The following is a 22,535-nucleotide window of genomic DNA, read 5'->3' as shown; positions in this document are numbered from 1 at the left end:
AGGGTCGTCGGGTGTACCAGGGGTCCGTGCAGCACCAGCAGCCGGCCGTCCCGGTTCTCGAGGAGCAGCAGCTCGACGAGTTCCTGGGCGCGGTCCCGGAGCGAGGCCAGTGGCGTTACCGGCCCCGCCGCGTCGGCATGGTCTGGCGCAGCAAGGCGTTCCGCGCCGGGGCGGTGATCACCGTGCTCGCGCTCTGCGGTCTGGTGATCCTGGCCCTGGTGCGGCAGCAGACGGGCACCGAGGGCTTCCTGGTGGGGCTCGGGCTGGCCGTGCTGCCCGTGCCGCTGCTGATGGCCGCGTTCCGCTGGCTCGACCGGGTCGAGCCGGGCCCCTGGCGGAATCTGCTGTTCGCCTTCGCCTGGGGTGCGTGCGCCGCCGCGCTCGTGGCGATCATCGCCAACTCCTTCGCGACCCGGTGGATAGCCACGGCCACCGCGGATCCGGCGAGCGCGGACACCCTCGGGGCCACGGTCGTCGCCCCCGTCGTCGAGGAGAGCGCGAAGGCCGTCGCGCTCCTGCTGATCTTCCTCTTCCGCAGACGGCAGTTCGGCGGGATCGTCGACGGCATCGTGGTCGCCGGCTTCACCGCGACGGGCTTCGCCTTCACCGAGAACATCCTCTACCTGGGCAACGCCTTCGGCGAGGACCAGCAGCTGGGGACCACCGGCTTCGCCTCCGTGACGGTGGGGACGTTCTTCGTCCGTGTGGTCATGTCGCCGTTCGCCCACCCCTTGTTCACGGTGCTCACCGGCATCGGCTTCGGCATCGCGGCGCTCGGCGGCGCGCGCCACCGGGTCCGCCGGGTCGTCATGCCCCTGCTCGGACTCGCCTGCGCCATGGGCATGCACGCCGTGTGGAACGGCTCGTCGGCCCTCGGCCCGTACGGCTTCTACATGGTGTACGGCGCGTTCATGGTGCCGTGCTTCGGACTGGTGACCTGGCTGGCCGTCTGGTCGCGCCAGCGGGAGCTGCGCACGCTCTCCACGGAGCTGCCGGTGTACGCGGCGGCCGGCTGGCTGACCCCCGCCGAGCCGCTCGCGCTGGCCTCGATGCGGGCGCGGGGCATGGCCCGCGACATGGCCAGGCACTGGAACAGCTACCCGGACCCGGCCCGGGGCAAGGCCGCGGCCCGCGCCGTCGCGGAGTACGAGTCGTTCGCGACGTCCCTGGCCATGCTGCGCCGCAGGGCCCGCCACGACGGCGCGGGCCCGGACTTCGCCCTCCGCGAGCAGGAGTTGCTGCACCACCTGTGGCACCGCAGGGAGATCGCGGCGCCGACCCTGACGTACGCCGCCCACGCGACGGGCCGGCTGCGCACCCGGCTGCCGGTGCCGCCCCCGATCCCCCGTCAGCTGCCGTACGGCGGCCTGCCTCCGCGGCACCTCCCCGCGCCGCACCGGCACTACGGCGGCCACAACCCGTATCTCGACGACGGCGGACGCCCTGCCCCGCCCTCCTAGGGCCTCCCGTTTGGATCATGCCGGGCAGGCGGGACTTTCGGAACACGCCCTGGACGTCAGGGCAACGCGCGGGTGAGCCAGGCGACTTCGCCGTTCTCCTCCGTGGAGACGTGGTCGTGCGCGAAGCCGAGCTTCTCCAGGACACGGAGCGAGGGCGTGTTCCACGTGCCGACGGTCGACCAGAGCCGCTTCCGCCCGGTCGCGACAGCGGCGCCGAGCACCGCCCCGGCCGCCTCGGTGGCGTAGCCACGCCCGTGCGCGTGCCGGAACAGCTCGTACGCGATCTCGGGCTCCTCCAGCGTGGAGCGGCCGATGATCAGCCCGCAGTAGCCGATGAAGTCGCCTTCCTCCCGGCGCTGGACGGGCAGCAGGGCGATCCCCGTCGTCCCTGTCGCGGCGAGCAGCTTCGCGATGGCCCCCCGGATGTGCTCGACCGTGGGCTTCCCGTCGCCGCGTTCGGCCAGCAGCTCGCAGAACTCGGCGGCGTCCGACTCGGCCCATGGCCGCAGTATCAGCCGCTCGGTCTCAAGGTGGAACGGCATCGTCCCGTACGTAGACATGCCCCCACTCTGGCCCACGGGCCGGAGTGGGACCACAGCCGCGTACGAGGGCGGGGCCGTCCGGCGCCCCGCCCTCGTACGCGTCCCTCACGTCAGGCGGACGCCTCGGTCAGCTCCGCCAGCTCGCCCTCGGTCAGCCGGAGTCCGGCCACCGCCGTCAGCGCGGGCAGCTGCTCGACCGTACGCGCGGAGGCGATCGGCGCCACCACGGTCGGGCGGGAGGTCAGCCAGGCGAGGGCGACCGTGGCGATCTCGGCGTCGTGCTCCTGGGCGATCCTGTCGAGCGCCGCGAGCACCTTCCGCCCGCGCTCGGTCTCCAGGTGCTTGCCGGCACCCTCGGCCCGCGGGCTCTCGACCGACGCCCCCGGCCGGTACTTGCCGGTGAGGAAGCCCGCGGCGAGCGCGTAGTACGGGACGGCGGCGAGGCCGGCGTCGGCCGCCGTGTCCTGGAGCGCGCCCTCGTAGGTGTCGCGCGAGACGAGGTTGTAGTGCGGCTGGAGCGCGACGTAACGCGCGAGGCCCTCACGTTCGGAGAAGTCCAGGGAGGCGCGTAGCCGCTCGGGGCTGATGTTGGAGGCGGCGATCTCCCGCACCGTACCGGCCTTGACCAGCTGGTCGAGCGCCGTGACGATCTCCTCGACCGGGACGCTCTCGTCGTCGAAGTGCGTGTAGTAGAGGTCGATGTGGTCGGTGCCGAGCCGGCGCAGCGACGCCTCCGCCGCCCCCTTGATGGTGGCCGCCGAGAGCCCCTTGTACGCGGGGTGGGCGCCGACCTTGGTGGCGATGACGACATCGTCGCGGCGGGAGCGGGCCGCCAGCCACTTGCCGATGAGGGTCTCCGACTCACCGCCCTCGTTGCCCGGGACCCAGGCGGAGTACGCGTCGGCGGTGTCGACGAAGTTGCCGCCGGCCGCCACGTACGCGTCGAGGACGGCGAAGGACCGGTCCTCGTCGGCCGTCCAGCCGAAGACGTTGCCGCCGAGGGCGAGGGGGAAGACCTGAAGGCTCGACGAACCGAGCGGGCGCAGAGATGTCATACCCAGGCACAACCAACCGGCTGAAGCGACTATTCCGGTTCGACGGTCGCCGCAGGGGCCGGGCCGGGGCCGCGCCCAGGGCTCCCCGGTTCCGGACAGACCGACGGCCCTGACGTCGGGGGGTTGTGCGTCAGGGCCGCCGGGGTCGCGATGCGCCGGTCCTCGGCGCCGGGGTCTTCCGTCCGGGCCGGGCACATGGGCCCGGCAGGATCCGGACGGGTGCCCGGGGCGTGTTCCGAACGTGGCCCCGTCCGCCCGGAGGGGCGGGCGGAGCTTTCACGACACGCCCTAGATCGTCAGGCCCTTTCCGCGCAGCCAGCTCATCGGGTCGACGCCCGAGCCGTCCGCGGTGTGGACCTCCAGGTGGAGGTGCGGGCCTGTCACGTTGCCGGTGGCGCCGACGCGGCCGATGGTCTCGCCGGTGGTGACCTTCTGCCCGGCGGTGACGTCCATCGAGGACTGGTGGCAGTACCAGATCTCCGTGCCGTCATCGAGCTCCAGGACCGTGCGGTAGCCGTACGAGCCGGACCAGCCGGCCGACTTCACGGTGCCGCTGTGCACGGCCTTGACCGGCGTACCGGTCGGGGCCGCGAAGTCCAGCCCGGTGTGGTAGCCGGACGACCACATCGAACCGGCCTGCCCGAAGGTCGAGGTGATCGTGTACGACGAGGTCGGCACCGCGTAGCTGGCGGCGAGCTTGGCGAGACGCTCGGCCTCGGCCTTCTTCTTCGCCGCCTCCTCGGCCGCCTTCTTCTTCGCGGCGGCCTTCGCCTCGGCATCGCTCTGCTGCTTCGCCGCCTCGGCGGCGGCGGCCTCGGCCGCAGCCTGCTCCACCGCGGCCTTGGCCTCGGCGTCGGCTCCGGCCTGCTGCTGCTCGGCCTGCTGGAGGATGCGGGCACGGAGCGCCTCGCCGGCGTCGGTGGTGCCCTGCTCCGCCTCGGCGGCGGTGATGCCCGCGCTGGTCAGCGGGGCGGACGCGGCGACCGTCTCATGGTCCGCGTCGGAGTCGCCGGACATGAACGCACCCACGCCGGGAAGGGACTTGGCGTCGGGAAGATTGTCCGCGATGGAATCGGGAAGGGAAATGGAGACCGGCGGCTTGCTCTGGGCAGTGGCCATGCCACCCGCTCCGACGGCCGCGATGACGCCGACGCCGAGGACGGTGGAGCTACGGGCGAGACCCCGCTGCTTGGCCACGCGGTGCCGGCCGCGTACGGGACGGATGGACTCCTCGGTGGGGTTCCATTCCTCCCAGGTCCTGCCCTCGTCACCGAAGCTGTCGGGCCTGAAGGGTGCCGGGGCCTCGGGGGCAGGCTGATTGGACGCCACGTGGGCGCACTCCTTTCCTTCCTTCTCGCCTACCGGGTTAGCTGACGGGTTCGGAGCAGGAAGGTCTCCTACGGGCCCCTCTGCCTCTCACGAGACACAGGTGTCCGATTCACCCCATGTAGGTGGTTCCCCGGTTCCCTTGCGGAATTCGGCGCTGCGCACGGTGCCGTCTCTTGCGACGGCGGGTACAACCGCACTGCGTTATCGAACGTTAATAGACACCCGGGTCCGATTCCAAGCTGTTCCCCTACATCAGTCATCACTCCGGCCAGGACTTTCAGGGGTCAAACGGTCGCAAACGGGCGAGTTGAGCGCCCTTCAGCCGGAGCGCACTTTCTGACGGTGCGTCAAATGTTATGCGGAGCGAGGTCCTTCGACTACCGACCGTCGCGACGGATCATCCACCGTCCCGCCCCACGATCTTCACCGTCGTCCGCCGCTCCTGCTGCCCCCGCGCGGGACGGCCCACCGCGAGGAGCGCCAGATCGTCCGTGGAGCGGCCACCGGTGTGCAGCCGTACGTCGTCGGTGAGCGCGGACAGCAGTTCGTCGGGCCCCGGGAAGATCCGGCCGCGCAGCCGGGCCGCCGGATCGTAGAAGACGCCCTGCGCGTCCCGCGCCTCCGACAGCCCGTCGGTGAACGCCAGGAACATCGACCCGGCCGGCAGCGTCCACTCGTCCGACCGGTCCGGCCACGCGCCCAGCCCCATGCCGAGCGGCAGGGCGGGCACCGTCGGCGCCAGCACGTCCAGCGCCCCGTCCTGGTGCAGGACGAGCGGCTCGGGATGCCCCCGGTTGATCACCCGCAGGGTGTCCGAGCCGGACGGGATCTCCGCGAGGACGGCGGTGACGAACCCCTCCATGGAGTCAAGCCCGCCCCGCCGCGACCCCTCACGGGCCAGCGCCCGCTCCAGCCGCTGGACGACCCCCTCCAGGGACAGCTCCTGCTCGGCCGCCTCCCGGAACGCGCCGATCACGACCGCCACCGCCGCCACCGCGTCCAGCCCCTTGCCCCGTACGTCGCCGAGGACCAGGCGCACCCCGAACGGCGTGTCCGCGACGGCGTACAGGTCGCCGCCGACGAACTCGTCCGCCTGGGCCGCCTCGTACCGCGCCGCGACCAGCAGCCCGCCGATCCGGTCCTCGGGCGTCGGGAGCACCGCGCGCATGGCGGTCTCCGCGATGACCCTGGCCGAGGCCAGCTGCTCGTTCCTGCGGCGCACGACGCGGTTGATGACGAGGGAGAGCGCGGCGACGGTGATCAGCGTGAGCAGGTCGGTGATCGGCACGACCCGGCCGAGAGCCCCGTCGGAGATCCTGATCCCGAGCACCACGACGATCGAGACCACCCCGACGCGGACCGTGCTGGCCAGCGAGAAGAACGGGGCGGCGATCAGCGGGGCGGCGGCGAAGAGCGGCACGGCGGTCACCGCGGCCGGTGTCAGGAGGTCGAAGGCCACACCGGCGCAGATCATCAGGGCGGGCAGCGCGCGCACGAACCGCCGGGAACGGACGCTCCCGGCATCACTCCCCGGCCGTACGTCCCGCTTCCCCACCTGTGCACTCCTGCCGGCTCCACCCACGGGTGCGGACGGTACCGCGCCCCGCCCGCACCGGCCGGAGCCGCGCCGTACGGCGAGCCGCCGTCGGCCGAAGGGAGGAGCGCGCCGCAGATCCCGCCCTCCGATGGTCGGTCGGAGAGCCGGTGCCGCGCGAAGATCGTCAGTGCGTCCCGTACGAAGACGGCGGTTCCGTCCCCGCAGCGATCGTAGTTGCTCCCCGGGCGCGGATCCGCGACGTACATCTCGGCGAGGCCGGTCACGGGCGGAGGCGGCGTGCGCACCCCGGACGGACGGCATACGACGGAGGCCCGGATCCTCGAAAGGATCCGGGCCTCCGTCTTTCAGTAGCGGGGACAGGATTTGAACCTGCGACCTCTGGGTTATGAGCCCAGCGAGCTACCGAGCTGCTCCACCCCGCGTCGTTGTGATGACAACTCTACGCCATCCGGGAGGGTGCTCCGACCACCCCGGGCCCCGCGCACCACCCGTGGAGGAACGCCGCCCAGCGATTGCACGGCCTCCGGCACGGCGGGACGCTGGACGTACACGCTTTCGGTGTTCGGTCCCGTCCGCGCGGCATCCCAGGTGCCGGCGTCGGCCCAACCAGCCTCACCCGGTGCGGTGCCGCAGGGGAGGCCGGGCGCACACGCGCTAGGAGACGATCATGGACGGCACCCTGCTGGAGACGATGCGAACCGCGTTGCGCGGCCCGGTCATCGGTCCGGACGACCCCGGGTACGACCGGGCCCGTACGGTCTACAACGCCATGATCGACAAGGAGCCGGCGGCCGTGGTCGAGTGCCGCGACACGGCGGACGTGATGGCCGCCGTCGACTTCCTCCGCGAGAACGGGCTGGAGCCGGCGGTCCGGGGCGGCGGGCACAGCGGCCCCGGCCTCGGGCTCCGCGACGGCGCCGTCACGCTCGACCTCTCCCCCATGCGCGGCGTGCGGGTCGACCCGGCCACCCAGACCGCCCAGGCCGACGGCGGTGCCACGCTGGGTGACTTCGACCACGCCACCCATGCCTTCGGCCTCGCCACCCCGGCGGGCATCATGTCGACCACCGGCGTCGGCGGGCTGACCCTCGGCGGCGGGCACGGCTACCTCACCCGCAAGTACGGCCTCACGGTGGACAATCTGGTCTCCGCGGACGTCGTCCTGGCCGACGGAAGCTTCGTCGCCGCGAACCCGAGCGAGCACGCCGACCTCCTCTGGGCCCTGCGCGGCGGCGGCGGGAACTTCGGCGTCGTCACGTCGTTCGACTTCGAGCTGCACCCCGTGGACACGGTGGGGGTCGCGATCACCGTATGGCCCCTGGAGCTCTTCCAGGACGTCATGCGCTGGTACCGGGACTTCCTGCCGGGGGCACCGGACGATCTGTACGGCTTCTTCGCCTCGCTGACCGTCCCGCCCGGTCCGCCCTTCCCCGAGGAGATCCACGGGCAGAAGATGTGCGGTGTGGTCTGGTGCTCGACGGCGGACCCGGAATCCCTGGGCGAGACGCTCTCCGTGGTGACCGAACCGGGCCCGCCCGCCTTCCACTTCACCTCTCCGATGCCGTACCCGGCCCTTCAGTCGATGTTCGACGCCCTGCTGCCGGCCGGGCTCCAGTGGTACTGGCGCGGTGACTTCTTCGACCGGATCACGGACGAGGCGGTCGACGTGCACGCGTCCTTCGCCGAGAAGCTCCCCACCGGCCTGTCGACCATGCACCTGTACCCGGTCGACGGAGCGGCCGGCCGGGTCGGCTCCGACGAGACCGCCTGGGCCTACCGTGACGCGCGCTGGTCGGGCGTCATCGCCGGCATCAGCCCCGACCCGGCCGACGCGCCCGCGCTGCGGGACTGGGCCGTGAGCTACTGGGAGGCGCTGCACCCGTACTCCATGGGCGGCGGCTACGTGAACTTCCTCGGCACCGACGAGTCCCAGGACCGGGTCCGGGCCACCTACCGCGGCCACCACGACCGGCTCGCGGAGATCAAGCGGTCCTACGACCCGCACAACCTCTTCCACGCAAACCAGAACATCGAGCCCGCGCCGCCGCACTGAACCGTCACGCCGGGCTCGCAATACCGGGGGAAAGCCGTGCCGGGAGGGTTACAGTCTGCATGCACCGCACGATGATCCGGACGCCCCCGGAGCGGAGCGGCACCGGTGGCGGCACCTCGTAGCCCTGCCGGTCAGGACCGGTCCGGCATGTACCGCGGCCATTCGGTCACGGGGCTCTCACCACACACCTACGTACAGGACACCTGAGATGACCGACTCGTCTGCCCGCACGACCCAGCGGCACTCCGACGGCACGTCCGCGGCCACGGCCGCCGACCCGGGCGCCTCGGCGCCGCTGCCGACACCGCAGTACGCCGGGCTGTTCATCGAGCCCGATCTGCCGCCGTTCACCGACGAACCCGAATGACGGCCGGCCCCTGAGTGACCGGCCGCCGGGTGACCGGCCCTGAGTGACCGGCCCGGCCGCACGGTCGTTGGGAGACCATGCGCATCCGTATCGGCGTGGTCGTCCTCGCAGTGGTCCTGCTCATCGCCGCGTTCATCTCGAACATCCCGTCCGAGGCCGAGACCGAGGCGGCCTGCCGGCGGGCCCTCGACAACACGTCGACGTGGACCAACCGGCCGGACGTCTGCCTGGACGTGTCGTCGGAGACCTACCGCACGTTCCTCCTGATGTACGAACTGCGGGAAGAGGGCCTGGACTGAGGGGCCGGGCCCCTCCCCTCAGCCCTGCTGTTCCTTCCACTCCGCCTGGGCCTCGTCGAGGTTCTCGGCGAGGGTGTCCAGGAAGTCCTCGGCGCTCGTCTTGCCGAGCAGCACCTTCTGGAAGCCCGCCTCGCTGTCGGCCTTGGACAGGGTGTTCCAGTCGGGCAGGTAGTAGGGGAGCTGCACGATTTTGGTGTCGCCCGAGAACAGCGCCTCCGCCCCGAGCTTGGTGGTCTCGGACTTGTCGAGCCAGGGGTCCTCCGCCGCCTCCTTGTTGGCCGGGATCAGGCCCGCGGACTCGCTGAACTTGGAGTTCGAGGCGTGGGAGGCGGCGAACTCGATGAACTTCCAGGCCGCCGCCTTGTTCTCGGACGACTTCAGCAGACCGAGCCCGGAGACCGGGTTGGAGACCATCACCCGGGTCCCGTCGGCCAGTTCGGGCTGCGGGATACCACGGAACTTGTCGCTGCCCAGCGAGGTCACGTGGTCCTGGTAGGACCCCAGGTTGTGGTTGAGCATGGCGATGCTGCCCGAGTCGAACTGGGCGACCATCTTCGTGAAGTCGTTGTTGAGGTCGGCCTCCGGGGTGGTCTTCCGGTACAGGCCGGCGTACCTCTCCAGCGCCGCGACGTTCTTCGGGTCGTTGACCGTCGTCCTCGTCCCCGACTTGTCCCAGAAGGACTCGATGCCCGACTGCCCGTACATCGCGTCCAGCGCCTGGGCGATCGAACCCGGGCCGCCGCGGATGGTGTAGCCGAACCGGTTCTTCTGCCGGTCCGTCAGCTTCGTCGCGGCCGCGTAGAAGTCGTCCCAGGTGGCCGGCTGGCCCAGCCCGGCCTTCTCGAACAGGTCCGTGCGGTAGTAGAGGACTCCGTTGGTGGCGGAGATCGGCACCGTGTACAGCTCGTCCCGGCCGCCGGCGCTCCGTACGTTCTCGGTCATCGCCTCGTTGAGCTTGCCCTTGAGGGAGCTCGCCTCGATCCGGTCGTCCAGCGGCTCCAGCGCGTCCTGGGCGGCGATCCCGGCGACCATCGCGGCCCCCACGCCCCCGACGTCCGGCAGCCCGCCGCCCTGGATGGCGGTGTCGTACTTGGACTGGGCCTCGGTGGAGGCGATGCCCACGTACTGCACGTCGATGTCCGGGTTGGCCTTCTCGAAGTCGGCGATGATCTCCTTCCAGACCGCGGTGCGGACGCCGCCGTTCTCGTCCCAGAACACGATCTTCCCGGTGCCGGGACCTTCGGCGCCCTTCGCTCCGGTGATGCCGCTGCCGTCGTCACCGCAGGCGGTCGCGGTGAGGGACAGGGCGCTGACCAGGGATATCGCGGCGGCGAGACGGCTGGTGCGGGGGTTGATCACGGTCGGCTCTCTTCTCTGGGTGCGCACCGACCGAAGGGAGAAGGCTCGGGGCCGGCGGCATACGGCGCTCGGTCTCATATCGCGTCTCATATATGACATACGAAGGGCAACGCGATGAACGTAAGTCGGCCCACCCGCCCGGTCAATGCCCGTGCAGCAGAAATCTCCCGACCCCGGAACGCCGGAGCGCCCCGCCGGTGGGGCCGGTCGGGGCGCTCGGGCTATGCATCATGCACACTGTGTGGTCCATGCACTTCTTCGGAAACATACGATGAAGCCAGCACGCACCACGGCAGGACGACACACCGGCCTCGCCCGGCAGGAAGCAGGAGGTGCCCGCGCATGAAGAGGGCGACACGAGAGGTCGAGTACGAGCAGATGCTGCTCAGCCGTCACGGCCTGCTGGCCCACCGGAAGGGCCGCCGCAAGGACGGCCTCCTGGAACGCAGCGCCTACATCCTGCTCAGCCGCATCCGCGTCCAGGGCCCGATGTCCGTCGGCGAGCTCAGCGAGGCCTTCGACCTCGACGTCTCCACCCTCAACCGCCAGACCGCGGCAGTCATGCGCGCCGGCTTCGTGGAGCGCATCCCCGACCCGGACGGGGGCATGGCCCGCAAGTTCCGCATCACCGAGGAGGGCGTCAGAACCCTCGACGCGGAGCGCGAGGGCATGGTCAACTCCCTGCAACGGGTCATGGCCGACTGGCCCGACGAGGACATCTCCGCCTTCGCCGGCTACCTGCGGCGCTTCAACACCGACATCGAGGGCCTCGCCGGCCGCCCCTGGCCGCGCCCCTGAGGGCCGGCCCGTTCCCGGGGCTTCTCAGCGCTTCCTCCGGGCGGGCCGCGCCTCCGCCCGCCCGGACGAGCGCCTCCTGCCGGCCGACTCGGCGTCCGCCGCCGCACGCTCCATCGCCCTCCTGGCCGGCGGGTTCTTCGGCCCCGGCTTCCGCTCCGCCGCCTTGCGCGCCATGGCCCTCTTCGCGGGCGGGTTCTTCGGTCCGGGCTTCCTGTCGGTGGGCCTCTCCGGCCGCGACCGCCGCGCGGAACGAGAGCGAGAACGAGCCGGACGCGAGGGCTCCTGCTCCTCCGGCTCCTCCATCTCCTCGTCGTACGCGGGCTCTTCCCCGTCGAAGCCCTCTTCCTCGTCCGGCGCACCGGCCAGGGAGAGCATCCGCTGCTGAAGGACCTCGGTCAGGGCCGCGACACCCCTGTCGGTCACCTCCGACAAGGCATCCCGCCCGGAGGACAGCAGCTCCCCACGGATCTGCTCGCCGAGCTCGGCGTACCGAGGGTTCTCCGCGAGCTTCCTGACTCCCTCGTCCATCAGCGCCCTGGGATCGAGCGACTTCCCGGCGGCGGCCAGCAGGAGCCCCAGAGCGAGCTTCTCCTGCCTCGTCCTGCCGATGACGTATCCGGCCGCGAGCGCGGCCACGAGTGTGGCTCTGGTGGTGGTGTCCATAGCGGTTCGCCTCGCACGCTTGCGATGGGCGACGGTCGGGCGCAACGCTCGGACCCGAGAGTTTCGCTCGTGTACCCGCCGTTCGGCCGCCCCCCTACCCATTGTGCGCGGGATGCCCGGGGATGCCACAGGCCGCCACCGGCTCTATTCTTCGGAGGCATCGTCCACGCCGAGATCGTGGCGCATGGCGGCCCTCAGATCGGACAGCACAGCCCACGACATTTCCGTCTCGATCTCGAGGGCATCGAGTTCGCCGGCGTCGGGAGGGCCGCCTGCCAACATTCTCTTCAGCAGCCCGTAGGTCTTGTTGAGCTGGTGGTTTGTTGCTCGGGCGTCTGCCAGCACGGCGCCGGGCACGATCATCTGTGCTTCCGCGTAGCTGTCGCGAAGGACCAGGCGCCGTGCCTCGAGTTGCTCGGCACATGCCTGGGCTTCCGCGTCGTCCCGGGCGCGCAGGACGTGCATGAGGTTGATCTGTGCGGTCTGGAACTGCCGTGGTGTTGAGGGAGATATAGCAGGCGCGGCGCAAGTCGGTCAGCTCGCGTCGCGCCGTAAGGCGAGCTTCCTGTTGCCGGACCAGTTCGGCGTGGGCGCGGTCTTCGCGTTGCCGGCGAGCGGTCGCTTCCAGTTCATGGCGCTTGAGCCGGTCGGCTCTGCTCTGTGTCAGCAGAGACGCGCCCAGGGTGCCTATGACACCCACGACGGCCACAGCGAGCGCACCCCAGGTCTGTCCCACAGCTCCCACCTCGCATCGGGCAGGTGGGACGCTGCCCCGCCTGCATCAACGGTGCCGATCATAAAGTTCGGCCTTGTGCCACGACTCGCTGTCCGCCTGTTCGGCAGAACCTCCCGTGGTCAGGTGCTCGTGGCCGTCGGCGCCGGCGCCGAGGCGGCTCACGAATTCATGGAGGAACATCAGTCCCCGCCGACCCCGCGCAGTAGCGCTGGACAGCGCTCCATCTCGGAGCATCCGCTCACGCATCGGCCCGGCAACGACTGAGCGCCCCTTCTGACCTCAACCAGAAAGGGCGCTCAGCACCAGGTCAGGGGAGATGTGCCCCGCCTGTGATCGGTAGGCCGTGTGGGACTCGAACCCACAACCAACGGATTAAAAGTCCGCTGCTCTGACCAATTGAGCTAACGGCCCCTGATGGATCACCCCCGAGCATAGCTGCCCGGGACCCGGCAGCCGATCGGGTATCGGGTGCCGGGCCCCGTCGTCGCCGGGGACGGGCGGGTCAGTCCGCGGATTCGTCCGCGATCGTGCCCTTGTGATCCGGGGCCGGCGGTACGAGGAACCAGTGGCGGGCCGAGACCAGCCACCAGACCGCGGCGAAGCCGAGCACCACCAGGACCGCCAGCGGCGCGTAGTTGAAGCTCTCCCAGGTGACCGGGGAGACCTGGGGCAGCATGAAGAGCACCGTGATCACGCCGACCCAGGTCACCGCGATGACGCCGACGGGCCGGGACCAGCGGCCCAGGTGCCAGGGCCCCCGGACGAAGTCGTCGCCCCGCAACAGCCTGAGCAGCGTGGGGATGACGTAGGCGATGTAGAGGCCGATGACCGCGATGGACGTCACGGCGGCGTACGCCGTCACGTTGATCAGGTACGGCAGGCCGAGCGCCAGCGCGCCGAGGGCGGCCAGCCAGACCGCCGCGACGGGCGTACGGGTGCGGGGGCTGACCGTGTGCCACACCCGGGAGAACGGCAGCGCCCCGTCGCGCGAGAAGGCGTAGATCATGCGGCTGTTGGCGGTCACCGAGGCCATCCCGCAGAACAGCTGCGCCCCGATCACCACGAGCAGCAGGAGCTTGCCCGTGGTGGCGCCGAGCGCGTCCAGCAGGATCTGCGCGGGCGGGGCGCCGGTCGGGGAGTTCAGGGCGCCGTCGTACGACTGGATGGCGAACGTGAAGCCCAGCAGCAGCACGAAGCCGGCGATCCAGGACGTCCAGATGGACTGCACGATGCCGCGCGGGCCCGCCACGGCCGCGTCATGGGTCTCCTCGGTCATATGGGCGGAGGCGTCGTACCCCGTGAAGGTGTACTGCGCCATCAGCAGGCCGATCATCACGACGTAGAACCCGCTGCCCCAGCCGGTGTTGTTGACGAACTCCGTGAAGACGTACGACGCCGACTGGTGCGAGTCCGGCACGAAGGTGAGCGCGCCCACGATGACGGCGACCCCGATGACGTGCCACCACACGCTGACGTTGTTCAGTACGGCGACGATGCCGACCCCGAAGGTGTTCAGCAGGCCGTGCAGGACCAGGATCGCCGCGAAGAGCAGGATCGTACGGCCGGGCGTGACCTCGAAGCCGAACTGGAGGTTCAGGTACGCCCCGAGGAACGACGCCGCCCCGAAGTCGATGCCCGCGGTGACGGCGACCTGGCCGAGCACGTTGAACCAGCCGGCGAACCAGGCCCACGCCGCCGCCGAGCGCGGTGGGGCCAGGCGGTGGGCCCAGAAGTACAGGCCCGCGGACGTCGGGTACGCCGAACAGATCTCGGCCATCGCCAGGCCGACGAACAGCGTCATCAGCCCGACCCCGACCCAGCCCCAGGTGATGACGGCGGGTCCGCCGGTGTTCATGCCGAACAGATACAGCGTCAGACAGCCGGACAGCACCGAGATGATCGTGAACGAGACGGCGTAGTTCGAGAACGCGGACATCCGGCGCGCGAGCACCTGGGTGTAGCCGAGTTCGGCCAGCCGTTCCTCGTCGGAGGTGGCCGGGGTGGGCGCGGGCGCGCCCGTGAGGGCATCGGGCGGTGGCTCTGCCGCCACGGCTTCGTCGTTTGTCATGCCCCCAGCGATGCCCGGGCAGGGGCGCCGGAAACGCCCGCGGGGCCCGTACGCCACCGAAGTGTCGTACGGGCCCCGCGGGTCGGTCTGCTGTCAGCCGGACTCAGCCGTTGCGCTTCCAGCGCGGCTTGTCGTCGCGGCGGCCGAAGGTGCCGGTGCCGGTACCCGTGCCGGTGCCACCGCGGTGGTCGTCACGACGGCCGGTCGGCCGGTCGCCGCCACCGGAGCGGAAGCCGCCGGAGGGGCGGTCGTCACGACGGTCGCGGTTGAACGGACGGTCGCTGCCGCCGGAGCGGAAGCCACCGGAGGGGCGGTCGTCACGACGGTCGCGGTTGAACGGACGGTCGTTGTCCCGGCGCTCGAAGGAACGGCCACCACGGTCGTCCCGGCGGTCGCCACCGGAGCGGAAGCCACCGGACGGGCGGTCGTCACGACGGTCGCGGTTGAACGGACGGTCGTTGTCCCGACGCTCGAAGGAACGGCCACCACGGTCGTCCCGGCGGTCACCACCGGAGCGGAAGCCACCGGACGGACGGTCGTTGCTGCTGCGGAAGGACGGGCGGTCGTTGCTGCCGCGGTAGCCGGAGCCACCGGACGGGCGGCCACTGCGCTCGCCGACGCGGTCGTTGCCACCGCGGTAACCACCACGGTCGTCACGGCGGTCGCCACCGCGGTCGTCACGGCGGTTGAAGTTGCCCCGGTCGTCACGACGGTCGTCGCGCGCGGCCGGCTGCTCCGGGACGGACACCGCGGCGATGAGCGCGGCCTCGGCCTCGGCGGTGACCTCGGCCACCGCCGCCTCCGGGTCGTCGCCCCGCTCGCGGGCGGCACGGGCGACCAGGCGGTCGGCCTCCTCGCGCAGCTCGACGGCACGGCGCTGGACGCGCTCCAGCTGCTTGGTGAGGTCGGCGGCCTCGCGCTCGGCCTGCTTGGCCGCGTTGTTCGCGGAGTCGGCCTGGACCTCGGTCAGCGAACGGGCACCGGTGATCTCGGCGACCTCGGGCTCGAAGACGCCCGCGCCCTGCACGATGTGGCGCGAGGCGTCGACGCCCGCGTCCTCCATCAGGCGGAAGATCTGGCGGCGCTGGTGCGGGAGCGCCAGCGAGACGACGACACCGGACTTGCCGGCACGGGCGGTACGGCCCGAGCGGTGCAGGTAGTCCTTGTGGTCGCCGGCCGGGTCCACGTTGAGGACGAGGTCGATGCCGTCGACGTGGATGCCGCGGGCGGCGACGTCGGTGGCGACCAGGGCGTTGACGTAGCCCTTCTTGAAGTCCTCGAGCACGCGGGTACGGGCGCCCTGCGTCATGCCGCCGTGCAGCGCGTCGGCCTTCACACCGGACTCGATGAGCTGCTCGGCGATGCGGTCGGCGCCCAGCTGGGTGCGGACGAAGATGATCGTGCGGCCCTTGCGGGCGGCGATCGCGGCCGTGACGGGCGCCTTGTCCTTCGGCTTCACGACGAGGACGTGGTGCGACATCGTCGAGACGTTGCCCTGGGCGGAGTCGACCTCGTGGGTGACCGGGTTGCTCAGGTAGCGCTTGACCAGCGTGCCGATCTCGTTCTCCATGGTGGCGGAGAAGAGCATGCGCTGACCGCCGCCGGGGATCTGGTCGAGCAGCTCGGTGACCTCGGGCAGGAAGCCCAGGTCCGACATCTGGTCGGCCTCGTCGAGGACGGCGACCTGGACGCTCGAAAGGGAGCAGGCGCCGCGGTTGATGATGTCGCGCAGTCGGCCCGGGGTGGCGACGAGGACGTCGACACCGCGCTCCAGCGCGTAGATCTGGTTGCCCATCGACGTACCGCCGCAGACGACCTTCATCTTCAGGCCGAGCACGTCGCCGTAGGGCTGCAGCGCGTCCGCGACCTGCATCGCGAGCTCACGCGTCGGCGTCAGGATGATGGCGCGGGGCTTCTTCTTCTCGGTGTGCCCGCCGGCCAGGGCGGCCAGGGTGGGCAGACCGAAGGAGAGGGTCTTGCCGGAGCCGGTACGGCCACGGCCCAGGATGTCCTTGCCGGCCAGGGCGTCCGGGATGGTCGCGGCCTGGATCGGGAAGGGGGTGGTCACACCGTTCTGCGCGAGCTTGCGGACGACGCCCTCGGGCAGACCCAGGTCCGCGAAGGTGACGGTCGGCTCGGCGTCCTTCTCGGAGGCGTCGGAGGCGTCCGCGGCGGGGGCCTCGTCGGCGGTCTCGGGGGCCTGGGCGACCAAGGCCTCGGCGGCCTCCACGACCTCGATGTTCTCGACGTCGTTCTCGGACATGACGGTGTGGTCAGAACTGGAAATTGACATGCGAAATGCGAAACCTTCCGGAGTCTCGGCACGCGCCCGTAACTCCGTGTTTTCGCAATTTCGACCGCCTCAATGCGGTCCAGCCACGGCAAGGGAGAGTACGCGCCACACGGCGCTCTTCTGTGTCGGCGCCGGGCATAGGATCAAACGATCTACTACCATACGCACCCTCCCCCCATTCATGCAAACCGGGTCGGGCGCGACCCCGCTCACACCGGCGCGACCTGCGGTGACACCCGCGGAGTGGGCCACACCTCGACCCCGCCCGGAGCCCCCAGCGCGTCCGTACGGGACTGCGCCGCAGGCGAGGCCGAGGGCGGATCCGGCGGTGACGAGGGCTCCGGGTCCGGCGAGGGCGGGGGCTCCTCGGGGGTGACCGGCGAGGGCGGCGGCTCCCCCGGACCGGGATCGCTGGCCTCGGGGGTGGGCAGGGAACCGCCCCGGGTCGGCTCCGGGGTCCCGGGACGACCGGGCTCCGGCCGTGCCTTCTCCGGGCCCGCCGACGCCGGGCCGCCCGACGCCTCGGCCCCCGGCTCACGGGAGGGGCCACGGTCGGACTGCGCCTCGGCACGGCCACCGCCGGAGCCCGACCGGCCGGTGCCGGAGGCGGGGTCGCCGCCCGGCCGGGCCGACGCACCCTTCTCACCGGCGGAGTGCGAGGGAACCGGCTTCCCGGCGTCGTCGCCGACGCTCACACAGGCGGTGGACGCGGCGATCGTCAGCGCGGTGACGGCTGCCCAGCGGACGCGGGCGGACAACTGGTGCACGGGGTGGCACCTCCGGGGAGGGGAGAGGGACGGCGGAACGGGAGCGATGTGTTCAACTCCCCTGCCCCTGCCGGGGACACGCCCGGACACAACACCCGCACACACCCCCGGTCGGCCGGCTCACGCGCCGGGACCACCGAAGCCCCCCAGGAGCTCCGCCCCCAGGAACACCGCCCCGAGCCCCACCAGCAGGGACGCCAGCAGATTGGCCCCGGCCAGGAAGCCGCGACCCGTCTCGGCCAGCCGCAGGGTCTCGTACGAGAACGTCGAATACGTCGTCAGCGCCCCGCACAGGCCCGTGCCCAGCAGCGCGTACACCGGCGAGGAGACCGTGGCCCCCGTGAGCACCCCGAGCAGCAGACTGCCCGCCGCGTTCACCGAGAAGGTGCCCCAGGGGAACACGTACGGCGTCCCCGCCCCGTGCCGCGCCTGCACCGCACGGTCCGTCAGATAGCGCAGCGGCGCCCCGACGGCGCCGCCGAGGACGACCAGCAGCCAGTTCACGCCGCCCGCCCCCGCCGGTCCACGAGCGCCCGGGTCAGCGTGGCCGCCGCCCACACCGCGCCGAGCGCCGCCACAGCCGTCGCCACCATGTACGCCATCGCCGTCACCGCCTCCTGACGGGCCAGCAGCGTTGACACATCGGCGGCGTACGTCGAGAACGTGGTGAACCCGCCGAGCACCCCGACCCCCAGAAAGGGCCGCACCAGCGGACGGGTGATCCTCCCGCGCTCGACGGTCAGCACCATCAGCACACCGATCAGGGCGCAGCCCGTCACATTGACGACGAAGACCGCCCAGGGGAAGCCGCCATCGGCGGCGGGCCAGGCGAGGGTCGCCGCGTAGCGCGCCGTGGCCCCGGCCGCGCCGCCCGCCGCGATCACCCCCAGGACCCGCCACTTCCCCGGGCCCTCCGCCTCGGCGCGCTGCGCGGGGACGGAGAGATCGACGTCCGGGTCGACGACGGGCCGCGCCGGCACGGGGTCCTGGGTGCTCACCCGTACCCCAGTTCGTGCAACCGCTCGTCGTCGATGCCGAAGTGGTGGGCGATCTCGTGGACCACGGTGATCTCGGTCTCGGCGACCACGTCCTCGCGGGTCTCGCACATCCGCAGCGTCGGCCCCCGGTAGATGGTGATCCGGTCCGGCAGCACCCCCGCGTACCACTCACCGCGCTCGGTGAGCGGCGTGCCCTCGTAGAGGCCGAGCAGCTCACGGTCCTCCGGGTCCTCCGGCTCCTCCTCCACGAACACCGCGACGTTGTCCATCAGCCGCATCAGCTCCGGCGGGACCCGGTCAAGAGCCAGGCTCACCAGCTCTTCGAACTCCTCGCGCGTCATCTCCAGCACCCCGCCATTGTCACGTACGGAGGGCCGGAACGGGCGGGCCGCACCCGCCGCCCGGGCCACCCGCCCGGCCCACACGTCCCGGCCCGTCCGCATGTCCGCCGCCCGATCGGGGCATACGCGCCCAATGGCACGCCCGTTCCACGCCGCAGCCGCCCGTGTCCGCCGCCTCCGCCGCTCCCGCCCGCGCGCCACCGCCCCCACCGGCGGGCTCGTCGCCGCCGCGCACCCCTGGAAACGCGCGTTCGGCCTGCTCGCCGTGGTCGTGCTGGGCGCCTGGCTCGGGCTCCTGGTCGTCGGCAGCGTGCGTACGCCGGTGGGACCCATGGACACCACCATGACCCTGCGGCCGTCGGTGAGCGGAGGGACGAAGATCAACGTGTCACCGCTGGGCGCCCTGGAGCTGGACTCCCACCACGCCCCGGTCCGCCTGGACGTGGACGTCGACCAGCTGGACCCGGAGCGCTCGCAGGCCCTGGTCAAGCACCCCGAGCGCCTCTCCGGCCTCCAGGACGAGGTCACCGACGACGTCGCCTCCGGCACCCGGGAGCTGGCCGTCCGCTCCTGCGTGGCCGTGGTCTCCGGCGCCACCGCCCTCGGCCTCGTCGTCTACCGGCGCCCCCGCCGCGCCCTGGCCGCCGGGGGCCTCGCCCTGGCCCTGCTGGCCGCCTCGGGCGTCAGCGCCTACGCCACCTGGAACCCGAAGTCCGTCCTGGAGCCGAAGTTCTCCGGGCTGCTCTCCAGCGCCCCCTCGGTCGTCGGCGACGCCCGCTCGATCGTCACCGAATTCGACGTCTACCAGCAGGAACTGGCCCGGCTCGTCACCAACGTCACCAAGCTGTACGACGCCACGTCCACGCTCCCCGTCTACCAGCCGGACCCGGGGACCATCCGGGTCCTGCACGTCTCCGACATCCACCTCAACCCCGCCGCGTGGCACATCATCGCCTCGCTCGTCGAGCAGTACGACATCGACGTGATCATCGACTCCGGCGACACGATGGACCACGGCACCGCCGCGGAGAACGGCTTCCTGGACCCCATCAGCAACCTCGGCGCGCCCTATGTGTGGGTGCGGGGCAACCACGACTCCAAGGAGACCCAGGCCCACCTGAGGAAGACCAGGAACGCGCACGTCCTGGACGAGGGCGACGCGGTGAGCGTGGCCGGGCTGCGGATCGCCGGCACCGGGGACCCCCAGTTCACCCCGGACCGCACGCGCCCCACCGGCGGCAAGGCCTCCGAGCAGCTCGCGGGCATGCGGCTCGCCTCGGCACTGCGCGACCAGAGGCGGGCGGGCACCCCGGTGGACATCGCGGTGGCGCACGACCCGAACGCGGCACGGGAGACGGACGGCACGGTCCCGCTGGTCCTGGCCGGCCATGTGCACCACCGGGTCAACGAACTTCTGCCCCTGGGCACGCGGCTGAAGGTCGAGGGCTCCACGGGCGGCGGCGGACTGCGCGCGGTGCAGAACGAGAAGCCGGAGAAGGTGCGCGCCTCGGTGCTCTACCTGGACCGGCCGACCCGGCATCTGCAGGCCTGGGACGAGATCACCCTCGGGGGCCTCGGCCTGACGACGGCCGAGGTCAGCCGCCACCTCCCGGAGGAGAACCTGAAGAGTCCGGCCCCCTCCCCGAGCGTCTCGACGACCTCCCCGTAGGGCCTCCGGTTCGGATCGGGCCGGGCTCGCGCGCCCTGATCCGAACGCGAGGCGAAACCGTTTTGGCGATACCTCCTCGCATCCCATATGCTTCTCACGTCCCCGACGCGCTGGAAAGCGCGCAGGTGGGCCCTTAGCCCTCATCGTCTAGTGGCCCAGGACGCCGCCCTTTCAAGGCGGTAGCACGGGTTCGAATCCCGTTGGGGGCACGCTTTACCGTGTGCGAGACTTGTCTCGCACATTAGCTAGGTCCTGTGGAGCAGTTTGGAGTGCTCGCCACCCTGTCAAGGTGGAGGCCGCGGGTTCAAATCCCGTCAGGACCGCTGCAGCCCGTATGAGCTGCGTGGCTGGGTAGCTCAGTTGGTACGAGCGATCGCCTGAAAAGCGATAGGTCGCCGGTTCGATCCCGGCCCCAGCCACCACCCGAAGGCCCCGTCCACCGGACGGGGCCTTCGCCGTGCTTCAGCCGCCGTCGTCACGCCGTCGCCGGACCGTCTGCACGGTCACCCCGAGCGCCACCACGGCCACCAGGCCGGTCAGCGCCGCGGCGTCCGGCACCCGCTCGCCGAGGCGCCGGGCCCACTGCTCGACGGCGAACGACTCGTCCACGCCCAGGAGTCCGGGCAGCGCGGTCGTCCCGTCGTACACGAGGAAGAGCGCGCCGAGCCCGACGAAGAGGAGGCCGGAGAGCAGCGAGGTGCTGTGCAGCTCGAAGCGGCCGGCCCGCAGCGTCCTGCCGCGCAGCCAGGTCCGGTGGCCGAGGTCGAAGCGCTCCCAGAGCAGGGCGAGCACGAACAGCGGAACGGCCATCCCCAGGGCGTACACGGCGAGCAGCAGACCGCCGTAGAGGGGACTGCCGCTGACGGCGGCCACCGTGAGGACGCCGCCGAGGATGGGGCCCGCGCAGAAGCCCGCCAGCCCGTAGACCGCGCCCAGGGCGTAGACGGAGAGGGCGGTCGTGGGCCGGATCCGGCCACTGAGCGCGGCGATCCGCCGGGAGGCGAAGCCCCGCCCGGCGATCTGGGCGAGGCCGAGGGCGATGATCAGCCAGCCCGCACCGACGACCAGGGCGTCCCGGTGCCCGTAGAAGAGCCGTCCGGCGTACGAGCCCGCGGCACCGAGCGGGACGAGGGTGGTGGCGAGCCCGGCGTAGAAGATGCCCGTACGCGCCAGGAGCCGTGAGGCGGAGTCGACGGAGTACGCGAAGAAGGCCGGGAGCAGCAGGGCGCTGCAGGGGCTGACGAGGGCTAGCAGGCCGCCGAGCAGCGCCGCGAAGTAGCCGATGTCCGCAGTCACTTGGCGGGGTCCCCGGCGCTTCCGACGTTCGCTTCCTCCGCCGCCGCGTCCTCGATGGCCTGGGTGAAGACGGCCGTGGGCTGGGCTCCGGCCAGCGGGCGGCCGTTGATGAGGAAGGACGGGGTGGACGTGGCGCCGATGCCGTAGGCCTGTTCCTGGTCCGCGCGGACCGCTGCGGTGGCTTCCGCGCTGTCGGAGTCGCGCGCGAACCGGTCGAGGTCCTGCACGCCGGCCTGCCGGGCGAGCGCCCTGAGGCGGTCCTTGCCGAAGCCCTTCTCCTTGGCGTCCTCGGCGTAGGCGACCCGGTGGAAGGCCCAGAAGCGGTCCTGCCGGCCGGCCGCCCAGGAGGCCCGGGCGGCGGCCTCGGACGCCGCGCCGAAGATCGGGAAGTTGCGCCACTCGATGCGCAGGGTGCCGTCGTCGACGTACCTCTTGATCAGTTCGGGTTCGGTGTCCCGGGCGAACTTGCCGCAGTAGCCGCACTGGAAGTCGGCGTACTCGATGAGGACGACGGGGGCGTCGGTGCGGCCGCGCGCCAGCTTGTCGCCGGCGTCGCGCCGGGCGAGCCCCGCCAGCTCCTCCTGGACGTCCGGGTCGGGTCCGGTGGCCGTGGTGGCGGCGGGGGTGTCGGAGGCGGGTTCGTCCGGGGCGGTCGCCCGGTAGGAGACCAGGCCGAGCAGCCCGGCGGCGACCGCGACGACGAGGCCGAGGAGCAGCGGCTTCCTCGACGGCCACCGCCTGGCGGGCCGCTTCTTCGCGGGGGACGAGGGGCGGCGGTCGGGCATGGGCATGGGTGGGCCGCCTTGCACGGGGACGGGTGATCAGTTGCCCGGAATGGTACGTGCTGTGACGTCACGGTTGCGTTCGGTGACCGATGCTGTCGC

21 protein-coding genes, 5 tRNA genes, 1 pseudogene and 1 riboswitch are annotated in these 22,535 nt (G+C 71.6%); of the genes and pseudogenes, 9 read left to right on the top strand and 18 right to left on the bottom strand.

Annotated features, from left to right (window positions below):
• The first annotated feature begins 11 nt into the window (after positions 1–11).
• A complete protein-coding gene (locus ACZ607_RS33475; RefSeq protein ID WP_469741333.1) occupies positions 12–1,460 on the top strand; it encodes a PrsW family intramembrane metalloprotease in 1,449 nt (482 codons plus the stop codon).
• 56 nt (positions 1,461–1,516) lie between these two features.
• On the opposite strand, the gene ACZ607_RS33470 is transcribed toward ACZ607_RS33475, so the two are convergent.
• The 6 genes and pseudogenes from ACZ607_RS33470 to ACZ607_RS33445 all read right to left on the bottom strand — a co-directional run bounded on the left by ACZ607_RS33470 (position 1,517) and on the right by ACZ607_RS33445 (position 6,366).
• Entirely contained in the window at positions 1,517–2,020 is a 504-nt protein-coding gene (locus ACZ607_RS33470) for a GNAT family N-acetyltransferase (RefSeq protein WP_469741331.1), read from the bottom strand.
• 92 nt (positions 2,021–2,112) lie between these two features.
• Positions 2,113–3,057, bottom strand: a complete 945-nt coding sequence (locus ACZ607_RS33465) for an aldo/keto reductase (protein WP_469741329.1) — start codon at positions 3,055–3,057, stop codon at positions 2,113–2,115.
• 288 nt (positions 3,058–3,345) lie between these two features.
• Positions 3,346–4,386 (bottom strand): M23 family metallopeptidase, encoded by a 1,041-nt coding sequence (locus tag ACZ607_RS33460; RefSeq protein ID WP_469741326.1) that lies wholly within the window; start codon positions 4,384–4,386, stop codon positions 3,346–3,348.
• 11 nt (positions 4,387–4,397) lie between these two features.
• Positions 4,398–4,550, bottom strand: a riboswitch (cyclic di-AMP (ydaO/yuaA leader).
• 233 nt (positions 4,551–4,783) lie between these two features.
• Positions 4,784–5,941 carry a PP2C family protein-serine/threonine phosphatase gene (locus ACZ607_RS33455; protein WP_469741323.1) on the bottom strand — a complete coding sequence of 386 codons (1,158 nt, stop codon included), beginning with the start codon at positions 5,939–5,941 and terminating at the stop codon, positions 4,784–4,786.
• Positions 5,942–6,078: 137 nt separating this feature from the next.
• Positions 6,079–6,207, bottom strand: a pseudogene (locus ACZ607_RS33450) (TipAS antibiotic-recognition domain-containing protein); the annotation flags it as partial.
• 85 nt (positions 6,208–6,292) lie between these two features.
• Positions 6,293–6,366 (bottom strand) — tRNA-Met (locus tag ACZ607_RS33445).
• Positions 6,367–6,611: 245 nt separating this feature from the next.
• Here ACZ607_RS33445 and ACZ607_RS33440 point away from each other — a divergent pair.
• The 3 genes from ACZ607_RS33440 to ACZ607_RS33430 all read left to right on the top strand — a co-directional run bounded on the left by ACZ607_RS33440 (position 6,612) and on the right by ACZ607_RS33430 (position 8,663).
• A complete protein-coding gene (locus tag ACZ607_RS33440; RefSeq protein ID WP_469741321.1) occupies positions 6,612–7,997 on the top strand; it encodes an FAD-binding oxidoreductase in 1,386 nt (461 codons plus the stop codon).
• Between the two features lie 208 nt (positions 7,998–8,205).
• Positions 8,206–8,364, top strand: a complete 159-nt coding sequence (locus tag ACZ607_RS33435; RefSeq protein WP_469741319.1) for a hypothetical protein — start codon at positions 8,206–8,208, stop codon at positions 8,362–8,364.
• A 77-nt stretch (positions 8,365–8,441) separates the two neighbouring features.
• Complete coding sequence (locus ACZ607_RS33430; protein ID WP_319655778.1) at positions 8,442–8,663, top strand: hypothetical protein; 222 nt, start codon at positions 8,442–8,444, stop codon at positions 8,661–8,663.
• 18 nt (positions 8,664–8,681) lie between these two features.
• Here the strand turns inward: ACZ607_RS33430 and ACZ607_RS33425 are convergent, their stop codons facing one another.
• Positions 8,682–10,022 (bottom strand): ABC transporter substrate-binding protein, encoded by a 1,341-nt coding sequence (locus ACZ607_RS33425; RefSeq protein WP_469741316.1) that lies wholly within the window; start codon positions 10,020–10,022, stop codon positions 8,682–8,684.
• A 342-nt stretch (positions 10,023–10,364) separates the two neighbouring features.
• Here ACZ607_RS33425 and ACZ607_RS33420 point away from each other — a divergent pair, with 342 nt between their 5' ends.
• Entirely contained in the window at positions 10,365–10,820 is a 456-nt protein-coding gene (locus ACZ607_RS33420) for a MarR family winged helix-turn-helix transcriptional regulator (RefSeq protein WP_469741315.1), read from the top strand.
• Positions 10,821–10,844: 24 nt separating this feature from the next.
• Here ACZ607_RS33420 and ACZ607_RS33415 read toward each other — a convergent pair whose 3' ends face one another.
• The 9 genes from ACZ607_RS33415 to ACZ607_RS33375 form a co-directional block, all read right to left on the bottom strand.
• Complete coding sequence (locus tag ACZ607_RS33415) at positions 10,845–11,483, bottom strand: hypothetical protein (protein WP_469741313.1); 639 nt, start codon at positions 11,481–11,483, stop codon at positions 10,845–10,847.
• Between the two features lie 144 nt (positions 11,484–11,627).
• Positions 11,628–11,948 carry a hypothetical protein gene (locus tag ACZ607_RS33410; RefSeq protein WP_469741311.1) on the bottom strand — a complete coding sequence of 107 codons (321 nt, stop codon included), beginning with the start codon at positions 11,946–11,948 and terminating at the stop codon, positions 11,628–11,630.
• Positions 11,949–12,556: 608 nt separating this feature from the next.
• A tRNA-Lys gene (locus tag ACZ607_RS33405) sits at positions 12,557–12,630 on the bottom strand.
• A gap of 91 nt (positions 12,631–12,721) precedes the next feature.
• On the bottom strand, positions 12,722–14,287 hold the full coding sequence (locus tag ACZ607_RS33400; protein WP_469741309.1) for an amino acid permease: 1,566 nt from the start codon (positions 14,285–14,287) through the stop codon (positions 12,722–12,724).
• A gap of 103 nt (positions 14,288–14,390) precedes the next feature.
• Positions 14,391–16,550 (bottom strand): DEAD/DEAH box helicase, encoded by a 2,160-nt coding sequence (locus ACZ607_RS33395; protein ID WP_469741307.1) that lies wholly within the window; start codon positions 16,548–16,550, stop codon positions 14,391–14,393.
• A gap of 239 nt (positions 16,551–16,789) precedes the next feature.
• Positions 16,790–17,347 (bottom strand): hypothetical protein, encoded by a 558-nt coding sequence (locus ACZ607_RS33390; RefSeq protein ID WP_469741305.1) that lies wholly within the window; start codon positions 17,345–17,347, stop codon positions 16,790–16,792.
• Positions 17,348–17,467: 120 nt separating this feature from the next.
• Positions 17,468–17,851, bottom strand: a complete 384-nt coding sequence (locus ACZ607_RS33385) for a fluoride efflux transporter FluC (protein ID WP_469741303.1) — start codon at positions 17,849–17,851, stop codon at positions 17,468–17,470.
• The gene (locus ACZ607_RS33380) at positions 17,848–18,345 is read right to left on the bottom strand and encodes a FluC/FEX family fluoride channel (protein WP_469741300.1); all 498 of its coding nucleotides are present in this window, start codon (positions 18,343–18,345) and stop codon (positions 17,848–17,850) included. The genes ACZ607_RS33385 and ACZ607_RS33380 overlap by 4 nt, the downstream gene beginning before the upstream one ends.
• Positions 18,342–18,695 (bottom strand): metallopeptidase family protein, encoded by a 354-nt coding sequence (locus ACZ607_RS33375; RefSeq protein WP_015578045.1) that lies wholly within the window; start codon positions 18,693–18,695, stop codon positions 18,342–18,344. Before ACZ607_RS33375 ends, ACZ607_RS33380 begins: the two co-directional genes overlap by 4 nt.
• A gap of 124 nt (positions 18,696–18,819) precedes the next feature.
• Between ACZ607_RS33375 and ACZ607_RS33370 the strand changes: the two genes are divergently transcribed.
• The 4 genes from ACZ607_RS33370 (at position 18,820) to ACZ607_RS33355 (ending at position 20,777) form a co-directional block, all read left to right on the top strand.
• Positions 18,820–20,355 carry a metallophosphoesterase family protein gene (locus tag ACZ607_RS33370; RefSeq protein ID WP_469741296.1) on the top strand — a complete coding sequence of 512 codons (1,536 nt, stop codon included), beginning with the start codon at positions 18,820–18,822 and terminating at the stop codon, positions 20,353–20,355.
• Positions 20,356–20,491: 136 nt separating this feature from the next.
• Positions 20,492–20,564, top strand: a tRNA-Glu gene (locus ACZ607_RS33365).
• A 39-nt stretch (positions 20,565–20,603) separates the two neighbouring features.
• Positions 20,604–20,678, top strand: a tRNA-Asp gene (locus tag ACZ607_RS33360).
• Positions 20,679–20,700: 22 nt separating this feature from the next.
• Positions 20,701–20,777, top strand: a tRNA-Phe gene (locus ACZ607_RS33355).
• 40 nt (positions 20,778–20,817) lie between these two features.
• Here ACZ607_RS33355 and ACZ607_RS33350 read toward each other — a convergent pair.
• Together ACZ607_RS33350 and ACZ607_RS33345 are read right to left on the bottom strand one after the other, a co-directional pair.
• Positions 20,818–21,651 carry a cytochrome c biogenesis CcdA family protein gene (locus ACZ607_RS33350; RefSeq protein ID WP_469741293.1) on the bottom strand — a complete coding sequence of 278 codons (834 nt, stop codon included), beginning with the start codon at positions 21,649–21,651 and terminating at the stop codon, positions 20,818–20,820.
• The gene (locus ACZ607_RS33345) at positions 21,648–22,442 is read right to left on the bottom strand and encodes a DsbA family protein (RefSeq protein WP_469741291.1); all 795 of its coding nucleotides are present in this window, start codon (positions 22,440–22,442) and stop codon (positions 21,648–21,650) included. The genes ACZ607_RS33350 and ACZ607_RS33345 overlap by 4 nt, the downstream gene beginning before the upstream one ends.
• Positions 22,443–22,535 lie beyond the last annotated feature (93 nt).

It is taken from the genome of Streptomyces sp. NPDC104381 (genome assembly GCF_055583745.1).
This window is presented reverse-complemented; position numbering and strand designations above follow the sequence as displayed.

Excerpts from the sequence above, each read along its gene's own strand:
- ACZ607_RS33470 (WP_469741331.1), bottom strand. The coding sequence starts at position 2,020 with ATGTCTACGTACGGGACGATGCCGTTCCACCTTGAGACCGAGCGGCTG.
- ACZ607_RS33465 (WP_469741329.1), bottom strand. The coding sequence starts at position 3,057 with ATGACATCTCTGCGCCCGCTCGGTTCGTCGAGCCTTCAGGTCTTCCCC.
- ACZ607_RS33440 (WP_469741321.1), top strand. The coding sequence starts at position 6,612 with ATGGACGGCACCCTGCTGGAGACGATGCGAACCGCGTTGCGCGGCCCG.
- ACZ607_RS33435 (WP_469741319.1), top strand. The coding sequence starts at position 8,206 with ATGACCGACTCGTCTGCCCGCACGACCCAGCGGCACTCCGACGGCACG.
- ACZ607_RS33430 (WP_319655778.1), top strand. The coding sequence starts at position 8,442 with ATGCGCATCCGTATCGGCGTGGTCGTCCTCGCAGTGGTCCTGCTCATC.
- ACZ607_RS33420 (WP_469741315.1), top strand. The coding sequence starts at position 10,365 with ATGAAGAGGGCGACACGAGAGGTCGAGTACGAGCAGATGCTGCTCAGC.
- ACZ607_RS33415 (WP_469741313.1), bottom strand. The coding sequence starts at position 11,483 with ATGGACACCACCACCAGAGCCACACTCGTGGCCGCGCTCGCGGCCGGA.
- ACZ607_RS33410 (WP_469741311.1), bottom strand. The coding sequence starts at position 11,948 with ATGCACGTCCTGCGCGCCCGGGACGACGCGGAAGCCCAGGCATGTGCC.
- ACZ607_RS33400 (WP_469741309.1), bottom strand. The coding sequence starts at position 14,287 with ATGACAAACGACGAAGCCGTGGCGGCAGAGCCACCGCCCGATGCCCTC.
- ACZ607_RS33395 (WP_469741307.1), bottom strand. The coding sequence starts at position 16,550 with ATGTCCGAGAACGACGTCGAGAACATCGAGGTCGTGGAGGCCGCCGAG.
- ACZ607_RS33370 (WP_469741296.1), top strand. The coding sequence starts at position 18,820 with ATGGCACGCCCGTTCCACGCCGCAGCCGCCCGTGTCCGCCGCCTCCGC.
- ACZ607_RS33345 (WP_469741291.1), bottom strand. The coding sequence starts at position 22,442 with ATGCCCATGCCCGACCGCCGCCCCTCGTCCCCCGCGAAGAAGCGGCCC.